Origin of the sequence: Ralstonia sp. OTU4908, assembly GCF_038440115.1 — a bacterium.
Taxonomy (GTDB): Bacteria; Pseudomonadota; Gammaproteobacteria; order Burkholderiales; family Burkholderiaceae; genus Ralstonia; species Ralstonia pickettii.
On sequence record NZ_JASATD010000001.1, the window covers coordinates 65,348 to 88,531 of the forward strand.

20 protein-coding genes, 1 tRNA gene and 1 pseudogene are annotated in these 23,184 nt (G+C 65.3%); 10 read left to right on the plus strand and 12 right to left on the minus strand.

Features of this window, described 5'->3' with window-relative positions:
* The 3 genes from AAHM38_RS00285 to AAHM38_RS00295 form a co-directional block, all read right to left on the minus strand.
* Positions 1 to 2,364 (minus strand): bifunctional salicylyl-CoA 5-hydroxylase/oxidoreductase, encoded by a 2,364-nt coding sequence (locus AAHM38_RS00285; protein ID WP_116574925.1) that lies wholly within the window; start codon positions 2,362 to 2,364, stop codon positions 1 to 3.
* 136 nt (positions 2,365 to 2,500) lie between these two features.
* Positions 2,501 to 3,316, minus strand: a complete 816-nt coding sequence (locus AAHM38_RS00290) for a dienelactone hydrolase family protein (protein ID WP_116574926.1) — start codon at positions 3,314 to 3,316, stop codon at positions 2,501 to 2,503.
* A gap of 26 nt (positions 3,317 to 3,342) precedes the next feature.
* Positions 3,343 to 3,795 (minus strand): tautomerase family protein, encoded by a 453-nt coding sequence (locus tag AAHM38_RS00295; RefSeq protein ID WP_116574927.1) that lies wholly within the window; start codon positions 3,793 to 3,795, stop codon positions 3,343 to 3,345.
* 97 nt (positions 3,796 to 3,892) lie between these two features.
* Between AAHM38_RS00295 and AAHM38_RS00300 the strand changes: the two genes are divergently transcribed.
* On the plus strand, positions 3,893 to 4,864 hold the full coding sequence (locus AAHM38_RS00300; protein WP_116574928.1) for a GlxA family transcriptional regulator: 972 nt from the start codon (positions 3,893 to 3,895) through the stop codon (positions 4,862 to 4,864).
* A gap of 116 nt (positions 4,865 to 4,980) precedes the next feature.
* Positions 4,981 to 5,682 carry a DUF2076 domain-containing protein gene (locus AAHM38_RS00305; protein WP_116574929.1) on the plus strand — a complete coding sequence of 234 codons (702 nt, stop codon included), beginning with the start codon at positions 4,981 to 4,983 and terminating at the stop codon, positions 5,680 to 5,682.
* Between the two features lie 39 nt (positions 5,683 to 5,721).
* On the opposite strand, the gene AAHM38_RS00310 is transcribed toward AAHM38_RS00305, so the two are convergent.
* Entirely contained in the window at positions 5,722 to 6,627 is a 906-nt protein-coding gene (locus AAHM38_RS00310; RefSeq protein ID WP_039373737.1) for a LysR family transcriptional regulator, read from the minus strand.
* 118 nt (positions 6,628 to 6,745) lie between these two features.
* Here AAHM38_RS00310 and AAHM38_RS00315 point away from each other — a divergent pair, with 118 nt between their 5' ends.
* Positions 6,746 to 7,336 carry a flavodoxin family protein gene (locus AAHM38_RS00315; RefSeq protein ID WP_024974454.1) on the plus strand — a complete coding sequence of 197 codons (591 nt, stop codon included), beginning with the start codon at positions 6,746 to 6,748 and terminating at the stop codon, positions 7,334 to 7,336.
* Between the two features lie 256 nt (positions 7,337 to 7,592).
* Here the strand turns inward: AAHM38_RS00315 and AAHM38_RS00320 are convergent.
* Positions 7,593 to 9,980, minus strand: a pseudogene (locus AAHM38_RS00320) (PAS domain S-box protein).
* A 265-nt stretch (positions 9,981 to 10,245) separates the two neighbouring features.
* Between AAHM38_RS00320 and AAHM38_RS00325 the strand changes: the two are divergent.
* Positions 10,246 to 11,367: a sensor histidine kinase gene (locus AAHM38_RS00325; RefSeq protein WP_116574930.1), complete on the plus strand. Its 1,122-nt coding sequence runs from the start codon at positions 10,246 to 10,248 to the stop codon at positions 11,365 to 11,367.
* 81 nt (positions 11,368 to 11,448) lie between these two features.
* On the opposite strand, the gene mctP is transcribed toward AAHM38_RS00325, so the two are convergent.
* Together mctP and AAHM38_RS00335 are read right to left on the minus strand one after the other, a co-directional pair.
* Positions 11,449 to 12,957, minus strand: a complete 1,509-nt coding sequence (gene mctP, locus AAHM38_RS00330; protein WP_116574931.1) for a monocarboxylate uptake permease MctP — start codon at positions 12,955 to 12,957, stop codon at positions 11,449 to 11,451.
* Complete coding sequence (locus tag AAHM38_RS00335; protein ID WP_009240236.1) at positions 12,957 to 13,136, minus strand: DUF3311 domain-containing protein; 180 nt, start codon at positions 13,134 to 13,136, stop codon at positions 12,957 to 12,959. The genes mctP and AAHM38_RS00335 overlap by 1 nt, the downstream gene beginning before the upstream one ends.
* Positions 13,137 to 13,424: 288 nt before the next feature.
* On the opposite strand from AAHM38_RS00335, the gene AAHM38_RS00340 reads away from it, so the two are divergent.
* Positions 13,425 to 13,937: a hypothetical protein gene (locus tag AAHM38_RS00340; RefSeq protein WP_125472809.1), complete on the plus strand. Its 513-nt coding sequence runs from the start codon at positions 13,425 to 13,427 to the stop codon at positions 13,935 to 13,937.
* Positions 13,938 to 14,117: 180 nt separating this feature from the next.
* The gene (locus AAHM38_RS00345; RefSeq protein ID WP_310735524.1) at positions 14,118 to 14,366 is read left to right on the plus strand and encodes an ArsR family transcriptional regulator; all 249 of its coding nucleotides are present in this window, start codon (positions 14,118 to 14,120) and stop codon (positions 14,364 to 14,366) included.
* A 9-nt stretch (positions 14,367 to 14,375) separates the two neighbouring features.
* On the opposite strand, the gene blaOXA is transcribed toward AAHM38_RS00345, so the two are convergent.
* Positions 14,376 to 15,203 carry an OXA-22 family class D beta-lactamase gene (gene blaOXA, locus AAHM38_RS00350; RefSeq protein WP_039375498.1) on the minus strand — a complete coding sequence of 276 codons (828 nt, stop codon included), beginning with the start codon at positions 15,201 to 15,203 and terminating at the stop codon, positions 14,376 to 14,378.
* 170 nt (positions 15,204 to 15,373) lie between these two features.
* Between blaOXA and AAHM38_RS00355 the strand changes: the two genes are divergently transcribed.
* Positions 15,374 to 15,458 (plus strand) — tRNA-Leu (locus AAHM38_RS00355).
* A 358-nt stretch (positions 15,459 to 15,816) separates the two neighbouring features.
* Here AAHM38_RS00355 and AAHM38_RS00360 read toward each other — a convergent pair.
* From AAHM38_RS00360 to pip, 4 genes are all read right to left on the minus strand, one after another.
* Positions 15,817 to 16,965 (minus strand): DSD1 family PLP-dependent enzyme, encoded by a 1,149-nt coding sequence (locus tag AAHM38_RS00360; RefSeq protein ID WP_116574933.1) that lies wholly within the window; start codon positions 16,963 to 16,965, stop codon positions 15,817 to 15,819.
* A gap of 10 nt (positions 16,966 to 16,975) precedes the next feature.
* On the minus strand, positions 16,976 to 17,644 hold the full coding sequence (locus AAHM38_RS00365) for an HAD-IA family hydrolase (protein WP_116575127.1): 669 nt from the start codon (positions 17,642 to 17,644) through the stop codon (positions 16,976 to 16,978).
* A 103-nt stretch (positions 17,645 to 17,747) separates the two neighbouring features.
* Positions 17,748 to 18,653: a LysR family transcriptional regulator gene (locus tag AAHM38_RS00370; RefSeq protein WP_116574934.1), complete on the minus strand. Its 906-nt coding sequence runs from the start codon at positions 18,651 to 18,653 to the stop codon at positions 17,748 to 17,750.
* Between the two features lie 3 nt (positions 18,654 to 18,656).
* Entirely contained in the window at positions 18,657 to 19,610 is a 954-nt protein-coding gene (gene pip, locus AAHM38_RS00375) for a prolyl aminopeptidase (protein ID WP_116574935.1), read from the minus strand.
* 119 nt (positions 19,611 to 19,729) lie between these two features.
* Between pip and AAHM38_RS00380 the strand changes: the two genes are divergently transcribed.
* The 3 genes from AAHM38_RS00380 to AAHM38_RS00390 all read left to right on the plus strand — a co-directional run bounded on the left by AAHM38_RS00380 (position 19,730) and on the right by AAHM38_RS00390 (position 23,157).
* Positions 19,730 to 20,359 (plus strand): TetR/AcrR family transcriptional regulator, encoded by a 630-nt coding sequence (locus AAHM38_RS00380; protein WP_009240229.1) that lies wholly within the window; start codon positions 19,730 to 19,732, stop codon positions 20,357 to 20,359.
* On the plus strand, positions 20,359 to 22,887 hold the full coding sequence (locus AAHM38_RS00385; protein WP_116574936.1) for a PEP/pyruvate-binding domain-containing protein: 2,529 nt from the start codon (positions 20,359 to 20,361) through the stop codon (positions 22,885 to 22,887). The genes AAHM38_RS00380 and AAHM38_RS00385 overlap by 1 nt, the downstream gene beginning before the upstream one ends.
* Positions 22,888 to 23,010: 123 nt before the next feature.
* Entirely contained in the window at positions 23,011 to 23,157 is a 147-nt protein-coding gene (locus tag AAHM38_RS00390; protein WP_004632373.1) for a hypothetical protein, read from the plus strand.
* The last annotated feature ends 27 nt before the right edge of the window (positions 23,158 to 23,184 follow it).

Below are 23,184 nucleotides of genomic sequence, written 5' to 3' on the forward strand. Positions count from 1 at the left end.
TCAAACCCCCTGCATGCGGTTGGCCTGCTCCAGCGGAGACAAACCCGCCGCCTGCGCCGCCATCGCGCGCTCGCGCTCCAGGTTGCGCTCCAGTTGCAGCTTGCCCGCGCGGTATTGCTTGGGCCACGGCATGTCGAGATAACCGATGCGGGCGGCTTCGTTCAGCGTCCAGGCCGGGTTGGCCAGGTGGGGGCGGGCCACGGCACACAGGTCGGCACGGCCGGCCGCAATGATGCTGTTGACGTGGTCGGCCTCGGAGATGGCGCCCACGGCGATGGTGGCGATGCCGGCCTCGTTGCGAACGCGGTCGGCAAACGGCGTCTGGAACATGCGGCCGTACACGGGCTGCTCTTTCTTGCTGACCTGGCCCGACGAGCAATCGATCATGTCCGCGCCTGCGGCCTTGAAGACGCGCGCAATTTCCACCGCATCGTCCGGCGTGATGCCACCCTCCACCCAGTCGTGCGCGGAAATGCGCACCGACATCGGCTTGTTGCTCGGCCACACCTCACGCACCGCGTGGAAGACTTCCAGCGGAAAACGCAGCCGGTTCTCCAGCGATCCGCCATATTCGTCGTTGCGCTGGTTCGTCAGCGGCGAGATGAACGACGACAGCAGATAGCCGTGCGCGCAGTGCAGCTCCAGCCAGTCAAACCCGGCTTCTGCTGCCAGGCGTGTTGAGTGGACAAAATCGTCACGCACGCGATCCATGTCGTCGCGCGTCATGGCCCGCGACCATTGGCTGACGCCATCCAGATACTGCTGCGGCGATGCGGAGATCAGCGGCCAGTTCTGCCCGTCTTCCAGCGGCAGATCGATGCCCTCCCACGCCACGCGCGTCGAGCCCTTGGCGCCGGCATGGCCGAGCTGGATCCCGAGCTTTGCATCGCTGTTGGCATGCACGAATTGCACGATGCGCGCCCAGCCGTCACGGTGTTCGGTGTTCCACAAACCCGGGCAGCCGGGGGTGATGCGCGCATCGGGCGATACGCACGTCATCTCGGCCATCACGAGGCCGGCACCGCCCATGGCGCGGGCGCCGAGGTGCACGAGGTGGTAGTCCGCCGGTTGGCCGTCTTCGCACGAGTACTGCGCCATGGGCGACACCACCACGCGGTTCTTGAGCGTGACGCCACGCACCGTGAACGGCGTGAACATCGGCGGCACCGGACCGTGCTGCGGCCCGCGCTGGGCGCCGGCCTGCTCGGCAATCCAGTCTTCAAACTGTTCGAGATAGCGCTTGTCGCGCTGGCGCAGGTTTTCGTGGCTGATGCGCTGGCTGCGCGTGAGCAGCGAATACGCAAACTGCTCGGTCGGCAGGTTGGCGTAACGAGCGACGTTTTCAAACCACTCCGTCGAATTGCGCGCCGCGTTCTGGATGCGCAGCACTTCCACGCTGCGCACCGCCTCGTAGTGTTCAAGCGCGGCACGCAAATCGCCCGGGTGCTGGCCGATGCTGCGTGCCAGTTCAATCGAATCTTCCAGCGCCAGCTTGGTGCCCGAGCCGATCGAGAAGTGCGCCGTGTGCGCGGCGTCGCCCATGAGCACCACTGGCGTGCCGTGCGCGTTGGTATGCACCCAATGTCGGCAAACCACGCGCGGAAAGCGAATCCACTGCGCAGAGCCCCGCAGGTGCGTGGCATTGGAAATCAGCTTGTTGCCGTCGAGGTACTTGGCGAAGAGCCGCTCGCAGTACGCGATGGCGTCTTCCTTCTCCATGGTCTCCAGCCCGGCGGCGCGCCACACCTCTTCGGGCGCTTCGACGATGAAGGTGGAAGTTTCGTCATCAAAGCGGTACGCATGGGCCTGGAACCAGCCGTGCTCGGTTTCTTCAAACGCAAACGTGAACGCCTCGAACAGCTTGTGCGTGCCCAGCCAGACAAAGCGGCAGCGGCGCGTGTCGATATCGGGTTGATACGTGGCGGCGTACTTGGTGCGGATGCGGCTGTTCAGGCCGTCGCTGGCGATGATGAGGTCGGCATCGGCGTAAGCGGTGTCATCCTGCACGTCGGTTTCAAAGACGAGCTTGACGCCTTCTTCCTCACAGCGCGCCTGCAGGATGTTCAGCAGGCGCTTGCGCCCGATGCCGCAGAAGCCGTGGCCGCCCGAGCGCACGACCTGCCCTCGGATGTGGACTTCAATGTCGTCCCAGTGGTTGAAGGCGTCGAGGATCTGCGCGGCGCTCTTGGCGTCGGCGCGCTGCAGGTTGCCCAGCGTCTGGTCAGAGAACACCACGCCCCAGCCGAACGTGTCATACGGGCGGTTGCGCTCCACCACGGTGATGTCGTGCGACGGGTCCTGCAGCTTCATCAGCAGGGCAAAGTACAGGCCGGCCGGCCCACCACCAATACAGACAATCTTCATGACAACGGCTCCGCGTTCGATGCGGTATTACCTTAGTCATGAATAGTTTAGTTGTAAAGTAATTTGCTCAGCCGGCACCTCGGGGTTTACACCGAACCGGGCGGCGCCAGGCTCACACCCGCATGTGAGTCCCCACTCAGCACAGGCGCTGCCGGAAGAACGCCAGGATCTCGTCGCGGGCCGCCAACGTTGGCTCGCCAGTCGCGTCGATCAGGTGGGCGGTCACCACGCTGTGCGGACAAGGCACGTGCTCGGCAAAGAACGATGGCGGGTTCGGGTGCGCGGCGCTGTCGGGCAGCACGCGCGGCACAAAGCGCGGGCCCAAAGCGTCCGCATACGCGGCAAAGCGCTCGGCACGGCAAAAGCGGTCGCCCGCAAACCGGTAGGCCAGCACGGTCAGGTCTTCCTGCTCCAGCCGCTGGCGCACGGCGGCCGCTTCGTCCGGCGCAATCTCGATCCCGCCGGGCGCGTTCAGCGGTAAAGACGGCTGGCACAGCACCGGCGCCAGCATGGCCGGCTCCAGCATCATCGTCAGCGCGAAATTGCCGGTGAAACACATGCCGATGGCACCCACCCCGGGGCCACCGCACTCCGCATGGGCCAGCCGCGCCAAGCTGCGCAGCCACTGCGTGACCGGGCTCGACTGGTTGGCCGCAAAGGCACGGAACTCCGCACTCACGCACGCATGGCGGAACACCTCCGCGCCGGCATCCGCCTTGGGCACCGCGCCATCGCGCCCGAACAGCGACGGCATGTAGACCGTCAGCCCCGCATCGCGCACCCAGCGTGCGAAGCGCGCCACGTGCGGGCTGATGCCCGGCATCTCGGCCATGACGATCACGCCCGGCCCCGTGCCGGCCACGTACACGGTTTTGGTGATGCCGTCCAAGGTGATCTGGCGGCGCGTGAAATCTTCCAGGCTGTCATCCTGCTGCGTGTGCTGGCTTGTCATGCGTGGGCTCCGTTGGAATGGCCGGCTCAGGCGACTAGATGCTGAAGATGCGCATAACCAGCCGCCCTGGCGAAATCGGGCAGCGTCCACAGCGCGCCGTTCACACCCCAGGTGCCGTCGGCCACGTCATGCAGCATCACGGAGGTCACCACGCGCCGCGCATCGGCCGCTGGAAGCGCCTGCGCAAACGCTTCGTGCACCTGCTGAACGAAGCGTGCACGCGCATCGGCATCCAGCACACCCGCCGGCACGTGGGCGATGGCCATGCACGGCACCACCTGCGTTGTCACGTCCGCCCCGCCGCACCACCAGGAAGCGGCCGGCACGTCTTCCACCGTCACCCAGGTGGTCGCGCGCCGGCGCGGATCATCGGGAATCTGCTCGGCCTGCGCGGCCGCCTCGGTGATGCGGCGTGCAAGCGTCGCGCGCGCGTCGCCGCCCAAGGTGTTGGCAGGAATCTTGACGAGGATGTTCGGCATGTGGGCACTCGGGAGGGTGGTTGACATGCCTGCATTGAACCCGCGCAGCCGCTAGACTGGCAGTGTCGATTTCGACATCTTTCGGGCAACTTTGGTCATGGCGGATTTCACCATCCTCGTACTTTCAGGCGCCTATGCCACCAGCGTGGCGGCCACCCTCGACATCCTGCAAGCCGCGTCGACACTCGCACCGCGTGCCAAAGCTCCCCGCCCGACGTGGCGCGTACTGTCCGCCAACGCGCCCAGCGTGCAGTTGAGCAACGGCATGCAGGTGGAGGCTGCCCCCCTGCCAAAACGCCCGCGCCCGGATGCCAGCACCTGGATCGTGCCGGGCCTGGGCCTGGACCATGCGGGCGTAATCGCCACGCGCCTGGCGCAGGACGATGCGCAGCGAGCAACGCGCGCCCTGGCCGCGCAGGCCGCAGCGGGCGGGCAGGTGGCCGCATCGTGCTCGGCGGTGTTTCTGTTGCAGGCGGGCGGCTTGCTGCACGGGCGCTGCGTCACCACGTCATGGTGGCTGGCCCCGACGCTGCAGCAATGGGAACCCGCGTGCACGGTCGATGCAGACCGCATGGTGTGCACCGACGGCCCGATCGCCACCGCCGGCGCCGCCTTCGCGCAGACCGACCTGATGCTGCATCTGCTGCGCACGCGCTTTGGCGTGGCGCTGGCCGATGCCGTGGGGCGTGTGCTGCTGATCGATGGCCGTCACGCGCAAGCGCCGTTTGTGCTGCCCGCCATGCTGGCCAACGGCAACGCGCTGATTGCCCGGCTGGTGGCACGCATCGAGGCCGCCCTGCCCAACCCGCCCAGCGTTCAGGCGCTGGCCGACGAGCTGGCCATGTCGCAACGCACGCTGTCGCGGCACGTGCGGGAAGCGACCGGCAGAAGCACGCTCGCCCTGGTGCAGAGCGTGCGCCTGAACCGCGCCCGCATGCTGATCGAATCGAGCCGCATGACCATCGACAGCGTGGCCGAAGCCGTAGGCTACGAAGACGCCACCGCGCTGCGGCGCCTGATGCGCAAGGTGTCGGGCACCAACCCGAGCCAATACCGGCCGGCCGCCTAGGGACCGGGGTCCAGGGTTACAGGCCGTTACACAAGAAGCCGCAGCACTTTAATTTTCGTTTAAGACTTGACGCCTAACTTGGTCACGTCGGACCCACCCAGACAGGAACCCAAACCATGTCACCGCAAGAACAGCAAGCGCTAGAGAACTTCCTGGCCCAACTGACGCAAGCCCGCGTCGGGGCCAAGGACCCGCAGGCCGAAGCCCGCATCCTCGACGCCGTGGCGCGCCAGCCGGACGCTGCCTATCTGCTCGTGCAGCGCGCCATGCTGCTCGACCAGGCGCTGGCATCGGCGCAGGCCCAGATCGCCACGCTGCAGAACCAGTTGCAGGCGGCGCAGGCCGGCCGCAGTACGTCGTTCATGGATTCGGCCAACAACTGGGGCAGCCACGCCAGCAGCCCTGCGCCCGCACCCGCATACGCCCCGCAGCAGGCCGCCCCCGCGCAGATGCCGCAGATGCCGCCGCAGGCCCAACCGGCCCCGGCGCAACCGGCGCGCTCGGGTTTCTTCAGCGGCGGCCTGGGCAGCACGCTCGGCAGCGTCGCGACCACGGCAGCCGGCGTGGCCGGTGGCGCGCTGCTGTTCCAGGGCATCGAGAACATGTTCCACCACAACAGCGGCGGTGGCGGCTTCTTCGGCCAGCAGCCGGTGATGGGCGGCACCACGGAAACGGTCATCAACAACTACTACGACAGCGACAGCAACGGCAACAGCGGCACGACCAACACGGCGTCGCGCGACGACAGCCTTGGGCTGATCGACGACAGCGACCTGGGCGGTAGTGACTATTCGGATGACGATTCGATGTTGAGCTAGTCGTGCAAGGGAAGGATGATGGCGCCGCCCCAGCGGCGCTCAATCAAGATAGGGCTTCAACAGCCCTTCGATCCAGGCCATGAAGACCCGGACGCGCGGCGACAGGTTGCGCCGATGGGCCACCACGAACGACGCAGGCAGCGGCTCAGGGCGCAGGTGGGGCAGCACCTCCACCAGCGCGCCGCTCTGGATGTGTGGCGCGAGCGCGGTGTATCCCGCCTGGATCAACCCAATGCCCGCGAGCCCGGCGGCGTGGTACGTCTGCACGCTGTTGACCTGCATGGCGCTGGGCAGCGGAAGCCACGCATAGCCGTCGCCGTCGGGGTATTGCCACCCGGCGTGCCTGGCGCCGAGCGTGAGCGTGTAATGCACCATCTGATGCCCCTGGCTGAGCAGGTCTTCCAGCGTATGCGGGACGCCATACCTTTCCAGATACGCGGGGCTTGCCGCATTCGTCATGCGCAGCTTGCCGAGCGGCCGCGCAATCATCGTTTCATCGGTGATCGGCCCGAACCGGATCACGCAGTCGAAGCCTTCCTGGACGAGATCGACGCGCCGGTCCGTGCTGGAAAGCTCCAGTTGCAGCTCCGGGTGCGCCGCCATCAGCTGCGGCAACGCTGGAACCACGACACTGCGCGCCAACTCGGTCGGCAGATCGACGCGCAGCCGGCCGCGTAACGGCCCGCCGTTCGCCAGGAACATCGATTGCAATTCCTGCGCTTCGGCCAGCAGGTCGCGGGCGCGCGCATAGAATTCGCGGCCGTCTTCAGTCAGCTGCACACTGCGCGTGGTCCGATGCAGAAGCGCGACACCCACATCCCGTTCGAGCGTGCGGATCACCGTTGAGACGCGTCCCTTCTGGATGCCGAGGCTTTCCGCCGCGCGCGTAAAGCTCGTCATTTCGGCCACACGGGCAAAGATCAACAGCGCGTCGAGGTTTTGCATTGTTCACCCGGGGAAGAACAGAACGTTCAAATTGGCGTCATTTATCACGCCGTCGCTGCTCGCTAAAGTGGCCTCCCATGTCGTCCACAGCGGACCACGTTCACGACAGGAAGCCACCATGACTGAAATCACCACCCAAGCAAAAACGGCCGTCGTCTATCACTCCGGCTACGGGCACACCGCCCGCATGGCAAGCGCTGTTGCCGAAGGCGCCGGCGCGGACCTCGTCGCCATCGACGCCGAGGGCAATATCGCCGAAGACGCCTGGGCTACGCTTGCCCGAGCCGACGCCATCCTGTTCGGCTCGCCCACCTACATGGGCGGACCCAGCTGGCAATTCAAGAAGTTTGCAGACGCATCGTCAAAGCCCTGGTTTGAAGGCGCGTGGCAGAACAAGGTCTTCGGCGGCTTTACCAACAGCGCCAGCATCAATGGCGACAAGCTCAACACGCTCGAATACTTCGTTCTGCTCACGGGGCAGCACGGCGGCATCTGGGTCAGCATGGATATCAAGCCTGCGAACGTAAAGGCCTCCAAGCGCGACGACCTGAACCGCATGGGATCGTACATCGCGCCGATGGCGCAAACGCCCGCCGATGCGTCGCCGGAAGAAATGTCGCCAGGAGACTTGGAAACCGCACGCTGCTATGGCGCTCGTGTGGCGAAGGTTGCAGCGCAGCTTCGCGCGGGGCGGGCTCAGGCACGTTGAAATGATCGAAGCGGACCTGCCGCCACTTCGAGCTTCAAATTTTCGACCTCGGAGAGCCTCACTCCAGCCTCAGTCAGTCGATCGCCACGGTTGGAGGCTCGCGCTCGGCAGTCTGACCCTGGCGCACGACTCTCGGAGGTCGAGATTTTCGAGCGAGGACAGCGGCATTGCACAGTTTGGGTGCCGTGCGTGAGCCTCCCACGGCGGAACACGGGCCCTTGAGGCCCGAATGCCGCCTTCAAACCTCCACGCCCGGTTAGGTGTCGGTGGCCGCCCGCTGTCGCGCCATCATCGATTGCAGGGCGTGCTGCAACTGATCGAGCGTGTAAGGCTTGCGAAGCGCCGTCCACCTGAACGCAAAGCGATCGTGGTTGGGAATGGGGTTGCCGGAGGCAAAGACGACCCGCAGTTCCGGATGCAGCGCAAACGCGTGCTGCGCGAGTTCAATCCCCGACATGTCCGGCATGATCAGGTCCGTAAACAGAACGTCGAACGCCTCCGCCTGCAGGGCTTCGAGCGCCTGCGCGCCGCTGGCCGCCTGCTGGGGCGTGATCCCGATCAGCATCAACAGCTCGCACGCCGCGCCACGCAATGAAGCGTCGTCCTCCACCACGAGGATGCGCAAGCGCGCCGGCTCCCACACCGCGCCCGTGTCGAGATCGGGCGGCGTGTCGCCTTCCTCGGGTCCGCTCGCTTGCACCGCGTCGCTTCCGAGCACCTGGCGAATCTTGAAGGCGAGCTGCTGGCGGCTGTACGGCTTGCTCAGCAGCTCGACGCCCGGATCGAGCCGCCCACCGTGCACGATGGCGTTCTGCGTGTAGCCGGAGGTGTAAAGCACCTTCAGCGCGGGCAGTGTCTGAACTGCTCTCTGCACCATCTCCGTACTGCGCAGGGCACCCGGCATGACCACGTCGGTGAAGAGCAGGTCGATATGCACACCGCTCTCGACCACGGCCAGCGCCTGCTCCGCATTGTTGGCCTTGAGCACGGCATAGCCCAGGCCGCTCAGCAGATCGACCACGGTCTCGCGAACCTTTGCGTCGTCTTCCACGACGAGGATCGTCTCGTTGCCGTGCTTGAGCGCTCCAGCCTTGACGCGTGCGGGCTCGACCGCCGTGCCGGTGGAGCGGGGCAGATAGACGCGCACCGTCGTGCCCTCTCCGACCTCGCTGTAGAGGCGGATATGGCCGCCGCTTTGTTTGACGAAACCGTAGGCCATGCTGAGCCCCAAGCCCGTGCCCTCGCCTTCGCGCTTGGTGCTGAAGAACGGATCGAAGGCGCGCTCCATGACTTCCGGGCTCATGCCCGTGCCCGTGTCCGTCACGGCCAGCATGACGTACTGCCCGGCCGGCACATCGGGCAGCGCCATCACGTAGTCGTCGTCGAGCGTGGCGTTGGAGAGTTCCAGCGTGAGCTTGCCGCCGTCCGGCATCGCATCCCGCGCGTTGATCGCCAGATTCAGGATGACGTTTTCGAACTGATGCGGATCGACCGCGGTATTCCACAGTCCGCCCGCGACCACCGATTCGATCTCGATCGCCTCGCCCAGCGCGCGCCGCAGCAGATCGTCCATGGCGCGCAGTTGACGTGCAGGGTTGATCACGACGGGTGCAAGCGGCTGCTGGCGACCGAAGGCCAGCAACTGGGCGGCAAGCTTTGCACCCCGGTCGACGGCATCGATGGCGTTATTCAGCCGCTCGGCGCTCCAGGCATCGCGCCCATGCCGGCTTTCGAGCAGTTCGAGGTTGCCCCGCAGCACCTGCAACACGTTGTTGAAATCATGCGCAACGCCGCCCGTGAGCTTGCCCAGTGCTTCCATCTTCTGAGCCTGGAACAGCGCTCTTTGCGTCTGCTCAAGCTGCTCGCCTGCGCGTCGTCGTTCCGTGATGTCGCGCGTGACCTTTGCAAAGCCGACCAGTTCGCCGTCTTCTTAGATGGCATCGATGATGACGTGCGCGAAGAAGCGGCTTCCGTCGCACCGAACGCGCCAGCCTTCGGCTTCGAATCGCCCGTCGCGCCGGGCCGTCTCCAGGCCCCGGAACGGCACGCCGGCCGCAACATCCTCGGGCGTATAGAAACGCGAAAAATGCGAACCGATGATCTCGGCCTCGGTATAGCCCTTGATGCGCCGTGCCCCGGCATTCCAGCTCGTGATGTGCCCGTCGGTCGACAGCATGAAGATGGCGTAGTCCGTCACGCCCTGAACCAGCAGCCGAAAATTCCGCTCGCTTTTGAGCACAGCGTCGTGAGCGGCCTTCTTGTCGCTCATGTCGCTGATCACGGTACCAAACCCGATCAACGCATTGTTGCCGTCGCGCAGCGCCGTCATGGCGACGTTCGCCCAGAAGGGCGTGCCGTCCTTGCGGATGCGCCATCCCTCCTCGACGTGCCGCCCTGTCTGGGCGGCAGCATGCAGCGCGGCTTCGGGCGCACCCAAGGCCCGGCTCTCCGGCGGATACAAAAGGGCGAGTGGCTGACCAATAATCTCGTCCGGCCGATAGCCCTGCATCCGTTCGCCGCCAGGGTTCCACGTGGCGACAACGCCGGGGCGCGATAGCGCGAAGATGGAGAAATCCGAGGTGGATTCGGCCCACAACCGCAGCCACGCAAAACCGGACTCAGAAGACAAGAGATCGTGATTCATTGAATTGGCAGATCAGCGCGCAACCGCAGGCGTGTCGGGAGCGCATAGCAATGAGTGGACCGCGCCCGCATCTTTACCGAAACCGGCGCGATGGGCGACTGAAACGCCACTCCATCGAACCGGTCTGTCTGGCCAGAGGAACGCAGTTTGCATACCTTGTAGCCACAAGCGCAGCATTGGCCGTTCCCGCAACAATCGGGATGACAGCGGCGCGGCGCACGAGACGGCTCCCCGACCATGGCTTTCGCCACCACCAAGGAAACCCATGAACCTATCCGACTTCATCGAGGCAAACCTCCCGGGCCTCATCGACGACTGGACGGAATACGCGCGCAAGCTCGATGGCGGCCGCACCCGTCTCTCCGATCAACAGCTGCGCAACTCGGCGCGCGACCTTCTCCGGCGGATTGCTGCCGATATGCGCGAGGGGCAGACGTCTGCACAACAGCACGCCAAATCGTGGGGCAACCGTGCGCCCTCGGAATCGGGCTTCAATGAAGCCGCCCACGAGCATGCCGACGACCGCCTCTCGCACGGGTTCGACATCAATGATCTGGTGGCGGAATACCGCGCGTTGCGCGCCAGCGTACTGCGCCGGTGGCAGCAGGATCCACAGGCCCACGCGCTGGCGCTGCAAGAGATGATCCGGTTCAACGAGGCCATCGACCAGATGCTTGCAGAATCGGTGCGCCAGCATGCCAAGCAAACCGAACGCATGCGCGACCTGTTTGCCGGCGTGCTTGCCCATGACTTGCGTTCGCCCCTCGGCGCGATCCTGGCGTCTACAGAAACGCTGCTGCACGACGATGGCCTGTCTTCGCGCAGCGTTCGGGCGGTCGCATTCATCCAGCGCGGTGCGATGCGCGTGCAGCAGATGATCGACGACCTGCTTGTCTTCACACGCACGCGCCTGGGCGATTTCCTGCCCACGAGTTTCAGCACGCAGGATATGGGGCGACTGTGCACCGATGCCATCGACGAAGTGTGCGCGTCGTACCCGGACGCGACGATCGACCTGCGCCTGGCGGGCGAACTGCGTGGCAAGTGGGACGGCAGCCAGATCGGCCAGTTGCTGGTCAATCTATTGGCCAACGCGGTGCGCTACGGGTCGGGGCGGGTCGCCATCGAAGCCGCCGGGCGCGACGGGCAGATGACGATTGCCGTTTCGAACGAGGGCAACCCCATACCGCCCTCCGCTTTCCCCACCCTGTTCGATCCGCTCACCCGCGCGACACGGCCCGACCAGAGCGGGAGCGCCGCCGGCATCGGGCTTGGCCTGTATATCTGCCGCTGCATTGTGGAGGCGCATCGCGGGACGATCGATGTGCAATCGTCGGAACACGGCACGACCTTCACTGTGCGGATTCCCTTTTCGGTGGCTGCTTGACCTTGTCGGTCGCCGTGCAAAAAAAAGCCGGCACCCTGAGGTACCGGCCGTTTCTCTTCCTTGGGCGAATCGCAGCGTCGATCAGCCCGCCTGGCGCAGCGCAGCGGCTTCCTCCCCACGCTTGCCCATCAGCAATTGCACCACCACCGCCACGATGATGTTGAAGGCCAGTGCTGCCAGGCCCGTGTAGATGGTGTACTTGTCGCCGCCAATCACAAAGGTGTGCACGGGCTTGATGCCGTCGGAGAAGGCCAGCCAGCTGCCGGCAATCATGCCTGCCGCCCAGCCGGCCAGCAGCGCCGGTGCACGGAAGCGGTTCGAGATGTTGAACAGCCCGAACACCACCGACGGGAAGGTCTGCACGATCCACACGCCGCCCAGCAGCTGCAGGTCCAGCGCGAACTTGGTCGGCAGGAACAGGATGAACACCAGCGCGCCGGCCTTGACGATCAGCGAGATCACCTTGGCAACCTTTTCCTCGCCGGCGTGCGAGAGGTCCGGCGCCACGTAGGGCTTCCAGAAGTTGCGGGTGAACAGGTTCGCTGCACCAATCGACATGACGGCCGCCGGCACCAGCGCACCAATGGCGATGGCCGAGAACGCAAAGCCCGTGAACCAGCTCGGGAACAGCGCGTTGAACAGCGCGGGCACGACGTCGTTGTTATTGGTGACCTTGATGCCTGCCGCATAAGCCATGAAGCCCAGCAGCGCAATCAGGCCCAGCAGCACCGTGTAGGCCGGCAGGAAGACGGCGTTCTTGCGGATCGTGTCTGCACTGCGCGCGGCAAAGATGCCCGTGAGCGTATGCGGATACATGAACGCCGCCAGCGCCGAGCCAATCGCCAGCGTGGCGAACGGTAGGAACTGCGCAGGCTTGAGCGTCAGGCCCGTGGCGCCGCCCTTGATGGCAAACGCGTCATGTGCATTGGCGAACACCGCACCGTAGCCGCCCAGCTTGGCTGGCACCAGCACCACCGCCACCAGCACCACGATGTAGATCATGATGTCTTTGACGAAGGCGATGAGCGCAGGCGCCCGCAGGCCAGCCGAGTACGTGTACAACGCCAGGATGATGAAGGCGGCCGCCAGCGGCAGCTCGCCCGTCAAGCCCAGCGCCTTGATCACGACTTCCATGCCGATGAGCTGCAGGGCGATGTAGGGCATCGTCGCCACCACGCCCGTGAGCGCCACCGCAAACTCAAGCGAGCGCGAGCCGTAACGGCCGTACACGGCATCGGCCGCCGTGACGTGGCCGTTGGCATGTGCCACCTTCCACAACTTCGGCATGATCAGGAAGACGATCGGGTACACCAGGATCGTGTACGGCAGCGCGAAGAAGCCATACGCGCCCACGGCATACACGAGTGCCGGCACGGCGATGACGGTGTAGGCAGTATAGAAATCGCCGCCCACCAGGAACCACGTGATCCAGGTGCCGAAGTTGCGGCCGCCCAGGCCCCACTCTTCAATGTGGGCGCCCTTGTCGGAGTTGCCGCGCTGCCAGCGCGAGGCGATGAAACCCAGCACCGTGACCAGCGCGAAGAAAAATATGAAGACCGCCAGCGCAGTCCAGTTGATATGTCCGTCCATCATTCTTCTCCTTTGCTCTGGCCGTTCTTGAAGACGATCCAGATCAGCAGCGAGGTGATCGGAACCCACAGGAACTGGTACCAGTAGAAGAACGGAAAGCCGAAGAGCGTGGGCGTTTCCTGGTTGTAGAACGGCACCCACAGCAGGCCGATGAAAGGCAGTGCGAGCAAGAACTTCATGGGTTGTCTCCTGGTTCGGGGACTTCGGATGTTGTTTTGAACAGGTGCGGTGCCACGCCCGATGCGTGACCAGACGGATGTCTGACGGATTGCTTTCCGCCTATGTTGTTATCCGGCGCACTGTGATCGCGCGCCTTCTGGAAGACCATCCGCACCTGTACGCAGCAGCCACACGTAGTACTACGTAGTAAGCGTAGACTTTTCGCGTGAAATAACCAATCGCTAAGGTGGGCGCGGGTTTCCTAGGGTTTTCACGAATTCCTGTCATGACAGACAGCCGCCGAATGCGTGAGCAAGACTCGCAGCCCACTACGGTTCCGCATGGCACCAAGCACAACGGGGAGCCGCAGTGGCTCGCCGTTGATTGTTGTGACGCAGCATAGGCCCTGGTGTGCACAGGGTTTTTGCACGGTGCAGCGCTGCCGTGGGCTCACCGCTTGCGGCGCATGCCGGCGTGCCGTCGCCGCGCAGGCCGCCATCCCCGCGCATCCAATTGCCTGCTCGTGCAGGGATATGCGTGCTGGCGGACGCTTGGCAACCCACCTATCCGCCGGATCGGCAATTAAAAAAGAATTGATTGTCGCAATCCTCCCAATTCATTTAAAAGAACATTCCCCTTTCTTTTTGGTTTTCAACTCATTTTTTAGCCGCTACGCCATCGACATTGAAATTATTTTTTCAAGGGGAAATCGTTTGCCACCCAGCCGCAAATGGCGCAGCCATGAGGAAAAACCCGCACAAGACTCAGATTCAAGCACCCGTTTCTTTAGAGCAAACATTCAAAATCGCGTGTTGTTTTGAGTTTGTTTTCAATCTGACAAAAGAAATACTTGTAAGGTAGCCCTGTCGTACGAATTCCCATCCCACTTAGCCCGGCAATCCCCTCGCCGGGCATTTTTTTGGCTGTGCATCGCCGATGCAGACAAGCAGTACGAAATCACGCCCGCCGGCATCCTCCGGTTTGACAACGTGGGGCTCGATGTGCTCGCCATTCGCCCGACGCGTCGGGGGCTGGCGCGGCAACGCCTGGACTGGACCGAGCGCACGCATCACCTGGCGGGGCCGCTCGGGGTGCAGTTCCTGCGTCGGCTGTGCGATGTGGGATGGAAGCTGCGCGCACGCGATTCACGCGCGGTGCTGGTCACGCCCAGGGGTTGGCAGGAATTGCATCAGCGCCTGGGCGTGGATGAGGCGACGGTGCGCAGCGAGGCCGAACACCGTCACACATGACGCCGTCGATCAGTGCCCAGCAAAGGCCAGCACTTCCGACAGGCGAGCAAACAGCGCATCGCGCGAGCGGATACCGCCAGACGTCGGCTCAACCTTGTCGTCCTGGATCAGGTTGGCGAATACGTAGGTCTTGTCACCCTTCCTGGCCCAGCCGACAAACCAGCCGTAAGCGTGTGCCTGATCCCACGTGCCATCGGGCGACGTGTTGCCCGGCGCCGGACCGGCAGTGCCCGTCTTGCCCTGCACCGCCCAGCCGCCGGGCACCTGCCAGGTCTGCACGGTACGGTCGAGCATCTCGTAGGTGTGCGCAGACACCGGCAACTGCCGGTTGACGATCCGGCGCATCAAGCCGACTTGCTCTTCCGGCGAGATCTTCAGCGACGAGGTGATCCACGAGCGGTCCATGCCGTTGTTCTTGCCCGGATCGCCGCTCACATCCATGTTGCCGTAGCCAAGCTTGCGCACGTAGGCCTGGAAGGTCTGCGCGCCCATCGCATGCGTAATGCGCTGCGAATACCAGACCACCGAATACTTGAGCCACAGCGCCGGGTCGATCGGCTGGTGCCAGGCTTCGCCGCCCCAGTCGGGGTCACCGTGCCTGAAGTGCTCAACCGGGGTGTGCTCATCTTTGAGGAAGCCGTGGTCGAAGCCCATGACGGCCAGCGCCAGCTTGAAGGTGGAAGCGGGCGTCACGCGCTCGTCGCACTTGCCTTCGTGCAAGACGGCCTTGCCCGTGGCGGCATCGGCCACGATCGTGCAGATCGGGTGCTCGGCGTGGGCAAAGGTGGCAAGCGCGGCAAGCAGGGCGCCGATGGCGGCGTGGCGGCGTTTCATCATCGATCAACCTCATGTTGGGGGAATGCAGAGAACTGCGCGGCAGCGTAGCAGCGAGGTCGCCGTCCTGCAGACCGCCACACGCGTAACGGCTGTAACGCGGGCGCAACTGCCAACCAGAAAAGAGGGGCTTGCAAATTTTTCGGCGGTCGGTAAAATGCGCCGCTCACCTAGCCCAGGTGGCGGAATTGGTAGACGCACTAGTTTCAGGTACTAGCGGGTAACTCCGTGGAGGTTCGAGTCCTCTCCTGGGCACCAGACACAGTCCCAAGCAGTTCAGGGGCGACAAAAAACCCGCGTGGCGATGAGCCTCGCGGGTTTTTTGTTGTGCGGACGGATTCAGCGGGACGAAGCGGTTGCGCGCCGCATCAGCGAATCGCCAGCAAAGCCATGGCACCGCTCCCGCCAATGTATCGACAGGTTTGCGCGATCAGGCCCCGCTCCGATTCAGCAGCGCCGCTCAGAACGCCGCCACCGACAGCGAGACAACGACCCCCGCGTCCACGATTGCGTGGGGTGTCGTCACCAAACGCCGAATACATCAAGCCTTCCTGGCCGTGCCAACCTGACGCCGTAATGGGCGCTGCTTGCGTTATTGACACACCGTGCGGACCACTCACCAGCCGTGGAACCGCGCCCACGTCTGCACCACACCCCGCGACGACACCGCCTGGTACTCCGGGAACTGCGCCCCCGTGGCGCACGCATGGTTCGGCAGCACACGCAACTTCGCGCCGACAGGAAAGCGTGCCAAGAGGTCTTCACGCGCCGAGCCGTCGCTGGCCGCCAGAATGCCGTGCTCCTGGTTCGCGCCGATCAGCGTGAGCCCTTCGAGCGGCGTACCGTCGAGCGTGCACGGCTGCCCATAGCCAAAGTCATGCGACTGCTTGGCGGTACCGCGGTCTCGGCTCATCGCCATCCATCCCGCATCGACAATCACCCAGCCTTTGTCGGGCTGATGGCCGATCACGGTGGTCAGCACGCTCAGTGCGATCTCGTCCATCGCGCACACGCCCACGTTGTGCATGACGAGATCGAAGAATACGTAGACGCCGGCACGCACCTCCGTCACACCTGCGAGGTGTTCGGTGGCCAACGCGGTGGGCGTCGAGCCCACGCTCACCGCCGCACACGGCACGCCAACATCCCGCAAGCGCTGCGCCGCGCGCACGCAACCGGCGCGCTCCTGCTCGGCCAGTGCGGCCAGCGCGGCGCGGTCGTTCAGATCGTAGCTGGAGCCGGCGTGCGTCATCACGCCGCCCACGTCGATGCCCCCGTTTTTCAGGATGCGGCCGACTTCCAGGAGCGCGTCCTGCTCGGGCGTGATGCCGGAGCGGTGCCCATCGGTGTCGACTTCGATCCACACTTCGCAGCGCTCGCCGTGTGCACGGGCGTAGTCGACGACCGCATGCGCGGCCTCGGCGTTGTCGACCACGAGCTTGAGATCGCAGCCACGCTTGCGCAGCGCCATCGCACGCGGCAGCTTGGTGGCGACAATGCCCACGGCGTACAGGATGTCCTTGATACCGGCGGCAAAGAAGGCCTCGGCCTCCTTCAACGTCGATACGGTGATGCCCTGCGCGCCCGCCGCCACCTGCGCGCGCACGACGTCGAGGCACTTGGTGGTCTTCACATGCGGGCGGAATTTCACGCCCAGCGCGTTCATGCGGTGCTGCATGCGGGCGATGTTGTGCTGCATGCGCGGCAGGTCAATCAACGCTGCGGGCGTGTCGATGGTGTCAATCACGTGGGTGTCGGTGGTCATGGTTGCATCCTCATGCTGCAAAACGGCGGGCCCAAGGCAGCAGGTCGTCCAGTGTGGGCGAGGTGATCTCCGGCAACTGGGCGCCCTCCACGGGCGTCAGGCCGACGCGGTTGTGCCAGTACGTGCGCAGGCCGACCACCGCCGTGCCGAACATGTCGTAGCTGGAACCCGCAACAAATGCCGCGTCGGCCGCCTCCACGCCAAGCTGTTCGAGCGCCATGCGATACGGCTTCGGGTCAGGCTTGTACACACCGGCCTGCTCGGCCGTGATGACGACATCCCACGTGATCGGCAACAGCGCGGCGGCTTGCCGGCCCAGCCGTTCCGAGCAGTTGGTGACCACGGCCAGCTTGCAGTGCGGCTGGAGCTGGGCCAGCGCTTGCGCAGCGCCACTCCACGGTGCGAGCTGCAACCAGTTCGCTTCCAGCGCTGCGGGCGCGGAAGCCGGCAAGCCGACGTTCTGCGCGGCCTGCCGCACCATCGCTTCATAAGGAACGTACGTGCCGCAGCCGTACGTGAGCCGCAGATACTCGGCGCGCCACGTGCGGCCTGCCTGTTCGGAGCCGGCAGCGCGGTTCCAGAGCGACCACGAATCGAGCAACGCGGTCAGCAGATCGAACAGGATGGCCTTGGGATAGCCGTTGTCGGGAGAAACGGTGGAGGCGGTGGAAACGTTCACGCTGGTCACCTGCAAATCGGTAGGGATCGATGCAGCCGATTGTAGGTACCCCGCACCGGCTTTCGGTGAAGCTGGCTTGAATCTAAGATTCAGTATCGCTACATCAGGCGCGCCAGGGCGGCTGCGGCTTGAAACGGCTTTGCAGCGCCTGCATGAAGTGACGCGTGCGTTGCGGCAACCCCGCGCGGTTGTGCGTGAGCGCGATCACGTTGGCGTCCGGCGCCTTCCAGCCGGGCAGCAATCGCACGAGTCGGCCTGCGCGCAGGTCGTCGGCGACATCCCATTCCGAGCGCAGGATCACGCCGCGCCCTTCGCATGCCCAGTGGCGAATGACATCGCCGTCATTGCAGATGAGTTGGCTCGGCACGCGCACGCTGCGGCTTGTGCGGCCCTTGCTGAAGTGCCAGAGCGACACATCTTCCTTGTTCTCGCGCAGAACGATGCAAGGCAGCTCGGCAAGGTCATCGGGCGTTTCCGGCAATCCGAAGCGCTTCACGAACGCAGGCGACGCGCAGACAAAGCGCGCATTCGGCGCAATCGCATGGCCGACCAGGTTCGATACCTGCAATGCGCCGATATGCACCACCACATCAAAGCGGTCCGCCGCTTCGACAAGCGGCGCATCGGACAGCGCCAGTTCGATGTCGACATCGGGATGCTTCTGCTGGAAATCCGCAATGACGGGCGCCACGTAGCGCCGCCCAAACCCCAGCGGGGCATTCACCTTGAGCGTGCCCACCAGGCCGCCCCGGCGCGTGTGCAAATCCTCCGACAGTGCATCGAGCTGACGGATCAGCTCTGCTCCGCGCTCGCACAGCAGCGCGCCCTCTTGCGTAAAGCGCAGGCTGCGCGCGGTGCGGTCGACCAGCCGTGTGCCAAGCTTCTTCTCCAGTTGCTGCAGGCGCTGCGACACCGCCGACGGCGTCAGGTCCAACGCGCGCGCCGTCGCCACCAGGCTGCCGTTGTCCTGGATGGCGAGCAGGAAGCGCAGGTCGGCGGAATCCGTCATGGGTTACTTGCCGGCAAAGCGGTCCGTTGCGGCCAGCAGCTGATCGAGGATGCCCGGCTCGGACCACGCATGGCCGGCACCTTCGATCAGGTGGAAGTCCGAATCCGGCCACGCCTGATGCAGCGCATACGCATAGCGCGCGGGGCACGGCATGTCGTAGCGCCCATGCACGATCACGCCGGGAATGCCCGCCAGCCTGTGCGCCTCGCGCAGCAGCTGGCCCTCTTCCAGCCAGCACTGATGCGTGAAGTAGTGGTTTTCCAGCCGCGCGAAGGCCAGGGCGAAATGGTCGTCGGCGTGCTTCGCGCTGTTGGCGGGGTCGGGCAGCAGCGTGATGGTCTCGCCTTCCCACACGCTCCACGCGCGGGCGGCCTCGATCTGCCTGGCGGTGTCGTTGCCGGTCAGCACTTTGCGATAGGCCGCAATCATGTCGCCGCGCTCGGCCTCCGGAATCGGTGCCTGAAAGCGTGCCCATTTCTCGGGGAACATCTCGGACACGCCGTACTGGTAATACCAGCGCAGCTCGGCCTGCGTGACGGTGTAGATACCCCGCAGCACCAGTTCGCTCACATGCTGCGGATACTTCTGCGCGTAAGCGAGCGCCAACGTCGAGCCCCACGAGCCGCCAAAGACGAGCCAACGTTCCGAACCGGCGATGGCGCGCAGTCGTTCGATATCGGCCACAAGGTGCCAAGTGGTGTTCGCCTCCAGGCCCGCGTGCGGCGTTGACCGCCCGCAGCCGCGCTGGTCGAACAGCATCACGTCGTAGCGTGCCGGATCGAACACGCGGCGGTGGTCTGCCGAAACCCCGCCGCCCGGCCCGCCGTGCAGGAACACCGCCGGCTTGGCGCCGGGCGTGCCGACGCGCTCGTAGTAGATCGTGTGGCCATCGCCCACGTCGAGCATGCCGGTTTCATACGGTTCGATGGGCGGATACAGCGTGCGCAGTGCAGACATGGTCGGTCCTGTCGAGAGGTTGCCGTGGGAATGGGCTGATTCTACAGACGGGTTCCCGCTTGCACATATTTTTGAACGACGTATAAAATTGCACCTCGTCTAATAATAGCGAGCCCACCATGTCGTCCAGTCCGTCCCCCATCGAAGCCGGCCGCCGCGAACGCAAGCGCATCCAGACGCTGGACCACCTGGCGGCCACGGCCTTTTCCCTGTTCGAGCAGCACGGTTACGACGCCGTGACGATGGAGCAGATTGCCGCGCAGGCCGATGTGTCCAAGGGCACGCTGTACAACCACTTTCCAGTCAAGGAAGCCCTGCTGGCGCACCAGTTCCACGCCGAGCTGGCGGCAGGCGGCGCGCAATTGCGTGCGCAGATCGAGGCGCAGCCGGATTTCGCCTCGCGCTTGGCGGTGCTGCTGTCCGCCTCGGCCGACTGGTGCAACGTGCGCCGGCCCTATCTGGCCGCGTATTTCCGCTACCGCTTTGCCAGCGCCGACCTGGCCGCCCGCAACCGTGACGCAGACAAGCGCAGCGGGCTTGAATCGGTGTTCATGATGCTCATCGACACCGCGCAGCGCTCGGGCGAACTCGACACGCGGCTCGATGCGGAGCACCTCGCTGGGCTCTTCGAGTATTTGTACCTCGGCGCGCTGATGCGCTGGCTTGCGCGTCCGGACACCGACCTGCACGCGGGCTTCTCCGCGGTCATCGACCTGTTCCTGCACGGCATGGCCCGCAAGGAGGCGTGATGAACACGCTCGTGCTCGATTGGCCGGCTGCCGCGGCGGCCGGCGCCGCAGTGGCGGGCGGCAAGGGCTGGCAGCTTGGACGCATGGCGATGCTCGGCGTGCCGGTGCCCGATGGTTTCGTGCTGGCCGCAGATGCCAGCCGCGAGCGCAGTCGCGGAGATGGCGTGCCCGACGCCGTGCTGGCTGCCATCACCGAAGCGCTGACGGCGCGCGGCTGGCAGAACACGCCGCTGGCAGTGCGTTCGTCCGCGCCGCAGGAGGATTCCGCGCAACGCTCGTTCGCGGGCATTCATGAGACACGCCTGAACGTCGTCGGTGCGCAGGCGCTGGGGGACGCGGTGCGCGCCGTGTGGGACTCCGCGCACGCACCGCAAGCGCTGGCATATCGCGAGCGCTTTGGCATCGACACCACCGACCTGGCGATGGCCGTGGTCATCATGCCGATGCTGCCGGCGGTGGCCGCAGGCATCGCGTTCACGGGCGACCCGCTGACCGGCCGCGATGACCACATCGTCATCAACGCGCACTGGGGCCTGGGCGAAGCGCTGGTGGGCGGCCACGCCGACGGCGACGTCGACCGGCTGGAAATCGCGCCGCAGGACGACACGCTACGCGTGGTCGAACGCCAGATCGGCACCAAGCGCCGCGTGACGCGCGCGCTGGCCGAAGGCGGCACGGCACTCGCCGACACCGCGACAAAAGACGCCCGCCGTGCCGTCCTGGACGACGCGCAGCTCATCGCCTTGGCCACGGTTGCACGCGACACGGCCCGTGCGCTCGACTTTGCCCAGCCCCGCTACGACATCGAATGGGTCTGGGACGGACAGCGCTTCCGGATCGTGCAGGCGCGCCCGATCACCACGGCCGCCCGCTCCACCTACCCCGCCCTGCAAACCCAACCGACGTTCTGGACGCGCGGCAACACGCGCGAGGTGTTCCCTTCGCCGCTGTCGTCCATCGACTGGGCGCTCTATGGCCACGCGGCCAACCGGATGCTGACGCTGGCGTACTCGCTTGCGGGCTACTCGCTACTGCCGGGCCTGGAGCGCGCCAGGCTCTTCGGCGGCCACGTGTACCTGGATGTTTCGTTGATGCAGTGGGAGGCGTTTGACGCATTCGGCATTGCGCCCGATGCCATCAACCGCATGCTGGGCGGCACGCAGCCCGAGATTGCGCTGCCCCGCACCACGTGGGCGCAGCGGCTGGCGCGAGGCGCACGGCTCGTGCGATATCTATTGAGAGCAGGCGCTGCGCGCCGCCATGCGCAGAGCGATCTGAACCGGGCCCGCAAGCAAGCCGCGCAATGGCGTGAAGACGCGTGGCCGGAAGCGACCGCCGAGCTGGCCACCTGCCTGCGCGAGCGCTTCAACATTGTGCGCCGCGCAGACAGCCTGTTCTTCCTGCAGGGCTCGGCGGGCGGCGCCGTTTCGGGGCTGGTCGACGTGATCGAAAAACAGTGCCCCGGCGAGGGCCACGCGCTGGCCGCCGCGCTCATGGCCGGCACAGAACCCAGCGTCACCGCACAGCAGAGCCATGACCTCATGGCGCTGGCACAAACGGCCGCCACCGATACCGAAGCGCTCGCCTGGCTTCGCGGCGACAGACGCATCGGCACGCAGTGGACGCAGCAACTGCCGGCGCACAGCCCGTTCCGCCTGCACTTCAGTACGTTCGTGGAGCGCTATGGCCACCGCGCCATTGAAGAGAGCTACTTCCGCCACCCGCGCTGGCGCGAGCAACCGGACTACTTGCTAGACCTCGTGGTCGGACTGATCGGCACCGATGCCGGGGCGGGGCGGCAAAGGCAGCAGACGGCGTCTGAGCGAGCGTGGGAACGTCTGCCGTGCTGGGTGCGGCCGATCGTGCGGGGCATGCTCAAGGGTGCCGTGCGTGACAGCAATCAGCGGGAGGCCGCGCGCAGCGCGCTCGTGGCATATCTGGAAGCGCTGCGCATCGGCCTGCTGAAGCTGGCGGACAGGTTGGTCGGCAAGGATGGACTCGATGCGCAGGAAGACATCTTCAACCTGACACTGGACGAATGCGTGGCCGCAGGCACCGGCGCACTGCCGCGGCGCTTTGCGGCCCAGCGTGCGCGTGAACGCCGCCGGCAATTGAACGATTGGGCTGCTGCGCAGGAGCCGGACATCATCACCGAACATGGGGAGGTGCCGGTCGCGGCCACTGTGCCGATCGCCCTGGCCGCAGACGCCTGGAGCGGCACAGCCGTCGGCGCAGGCTCGGCACAGGGGCTGGCACGGCTGGTCGACCACGCTGCCGCCGGTACAGCGCTGCAAGCCGGCGACATCCTGGTCGCGCCCAGTACCGACCCCGCGTGGACGCCGCTCTTCTTGAAGGCCGGCGCCGTGGTCATGGAGACCGGCGGCTACCTGTCGCATGGTGCCATCGTGGCGCGCGAGTTCGGGATTCCGGCGGTGGTGAACGTGCCCGGCATCCGGGCCCAGTTGAAAGACGGCGAGACGATCCGCGTGGATGGCAACACCGGCACGGTCAGCAGAGTGGCGGGTTAGCCACCCCGATGTGGTGATGAGGCGACACTGGCGAATGCGAATTGCTGCGGCGCAATATTCGGACTAACATTCGGGTATTCCCTAGTAGGGTTATCCCTAAATCAGTCTTCAGAAGGAATCGCCATGAACACCGTCGCTCTCAAAGCCGCCCCCGCCTCGCGTTTCGCCCGTTTCTGGCAGATCGTGCGCCGTGAAGCCAGCCGCGCCGTCGCGCTGCACGTGGAAAGCTGCGGCATGATGGCCGAGTTGTATCGCCGTTCGGGCCGCTAAGCCGAACCGACGGTTCCGGCATTTGTT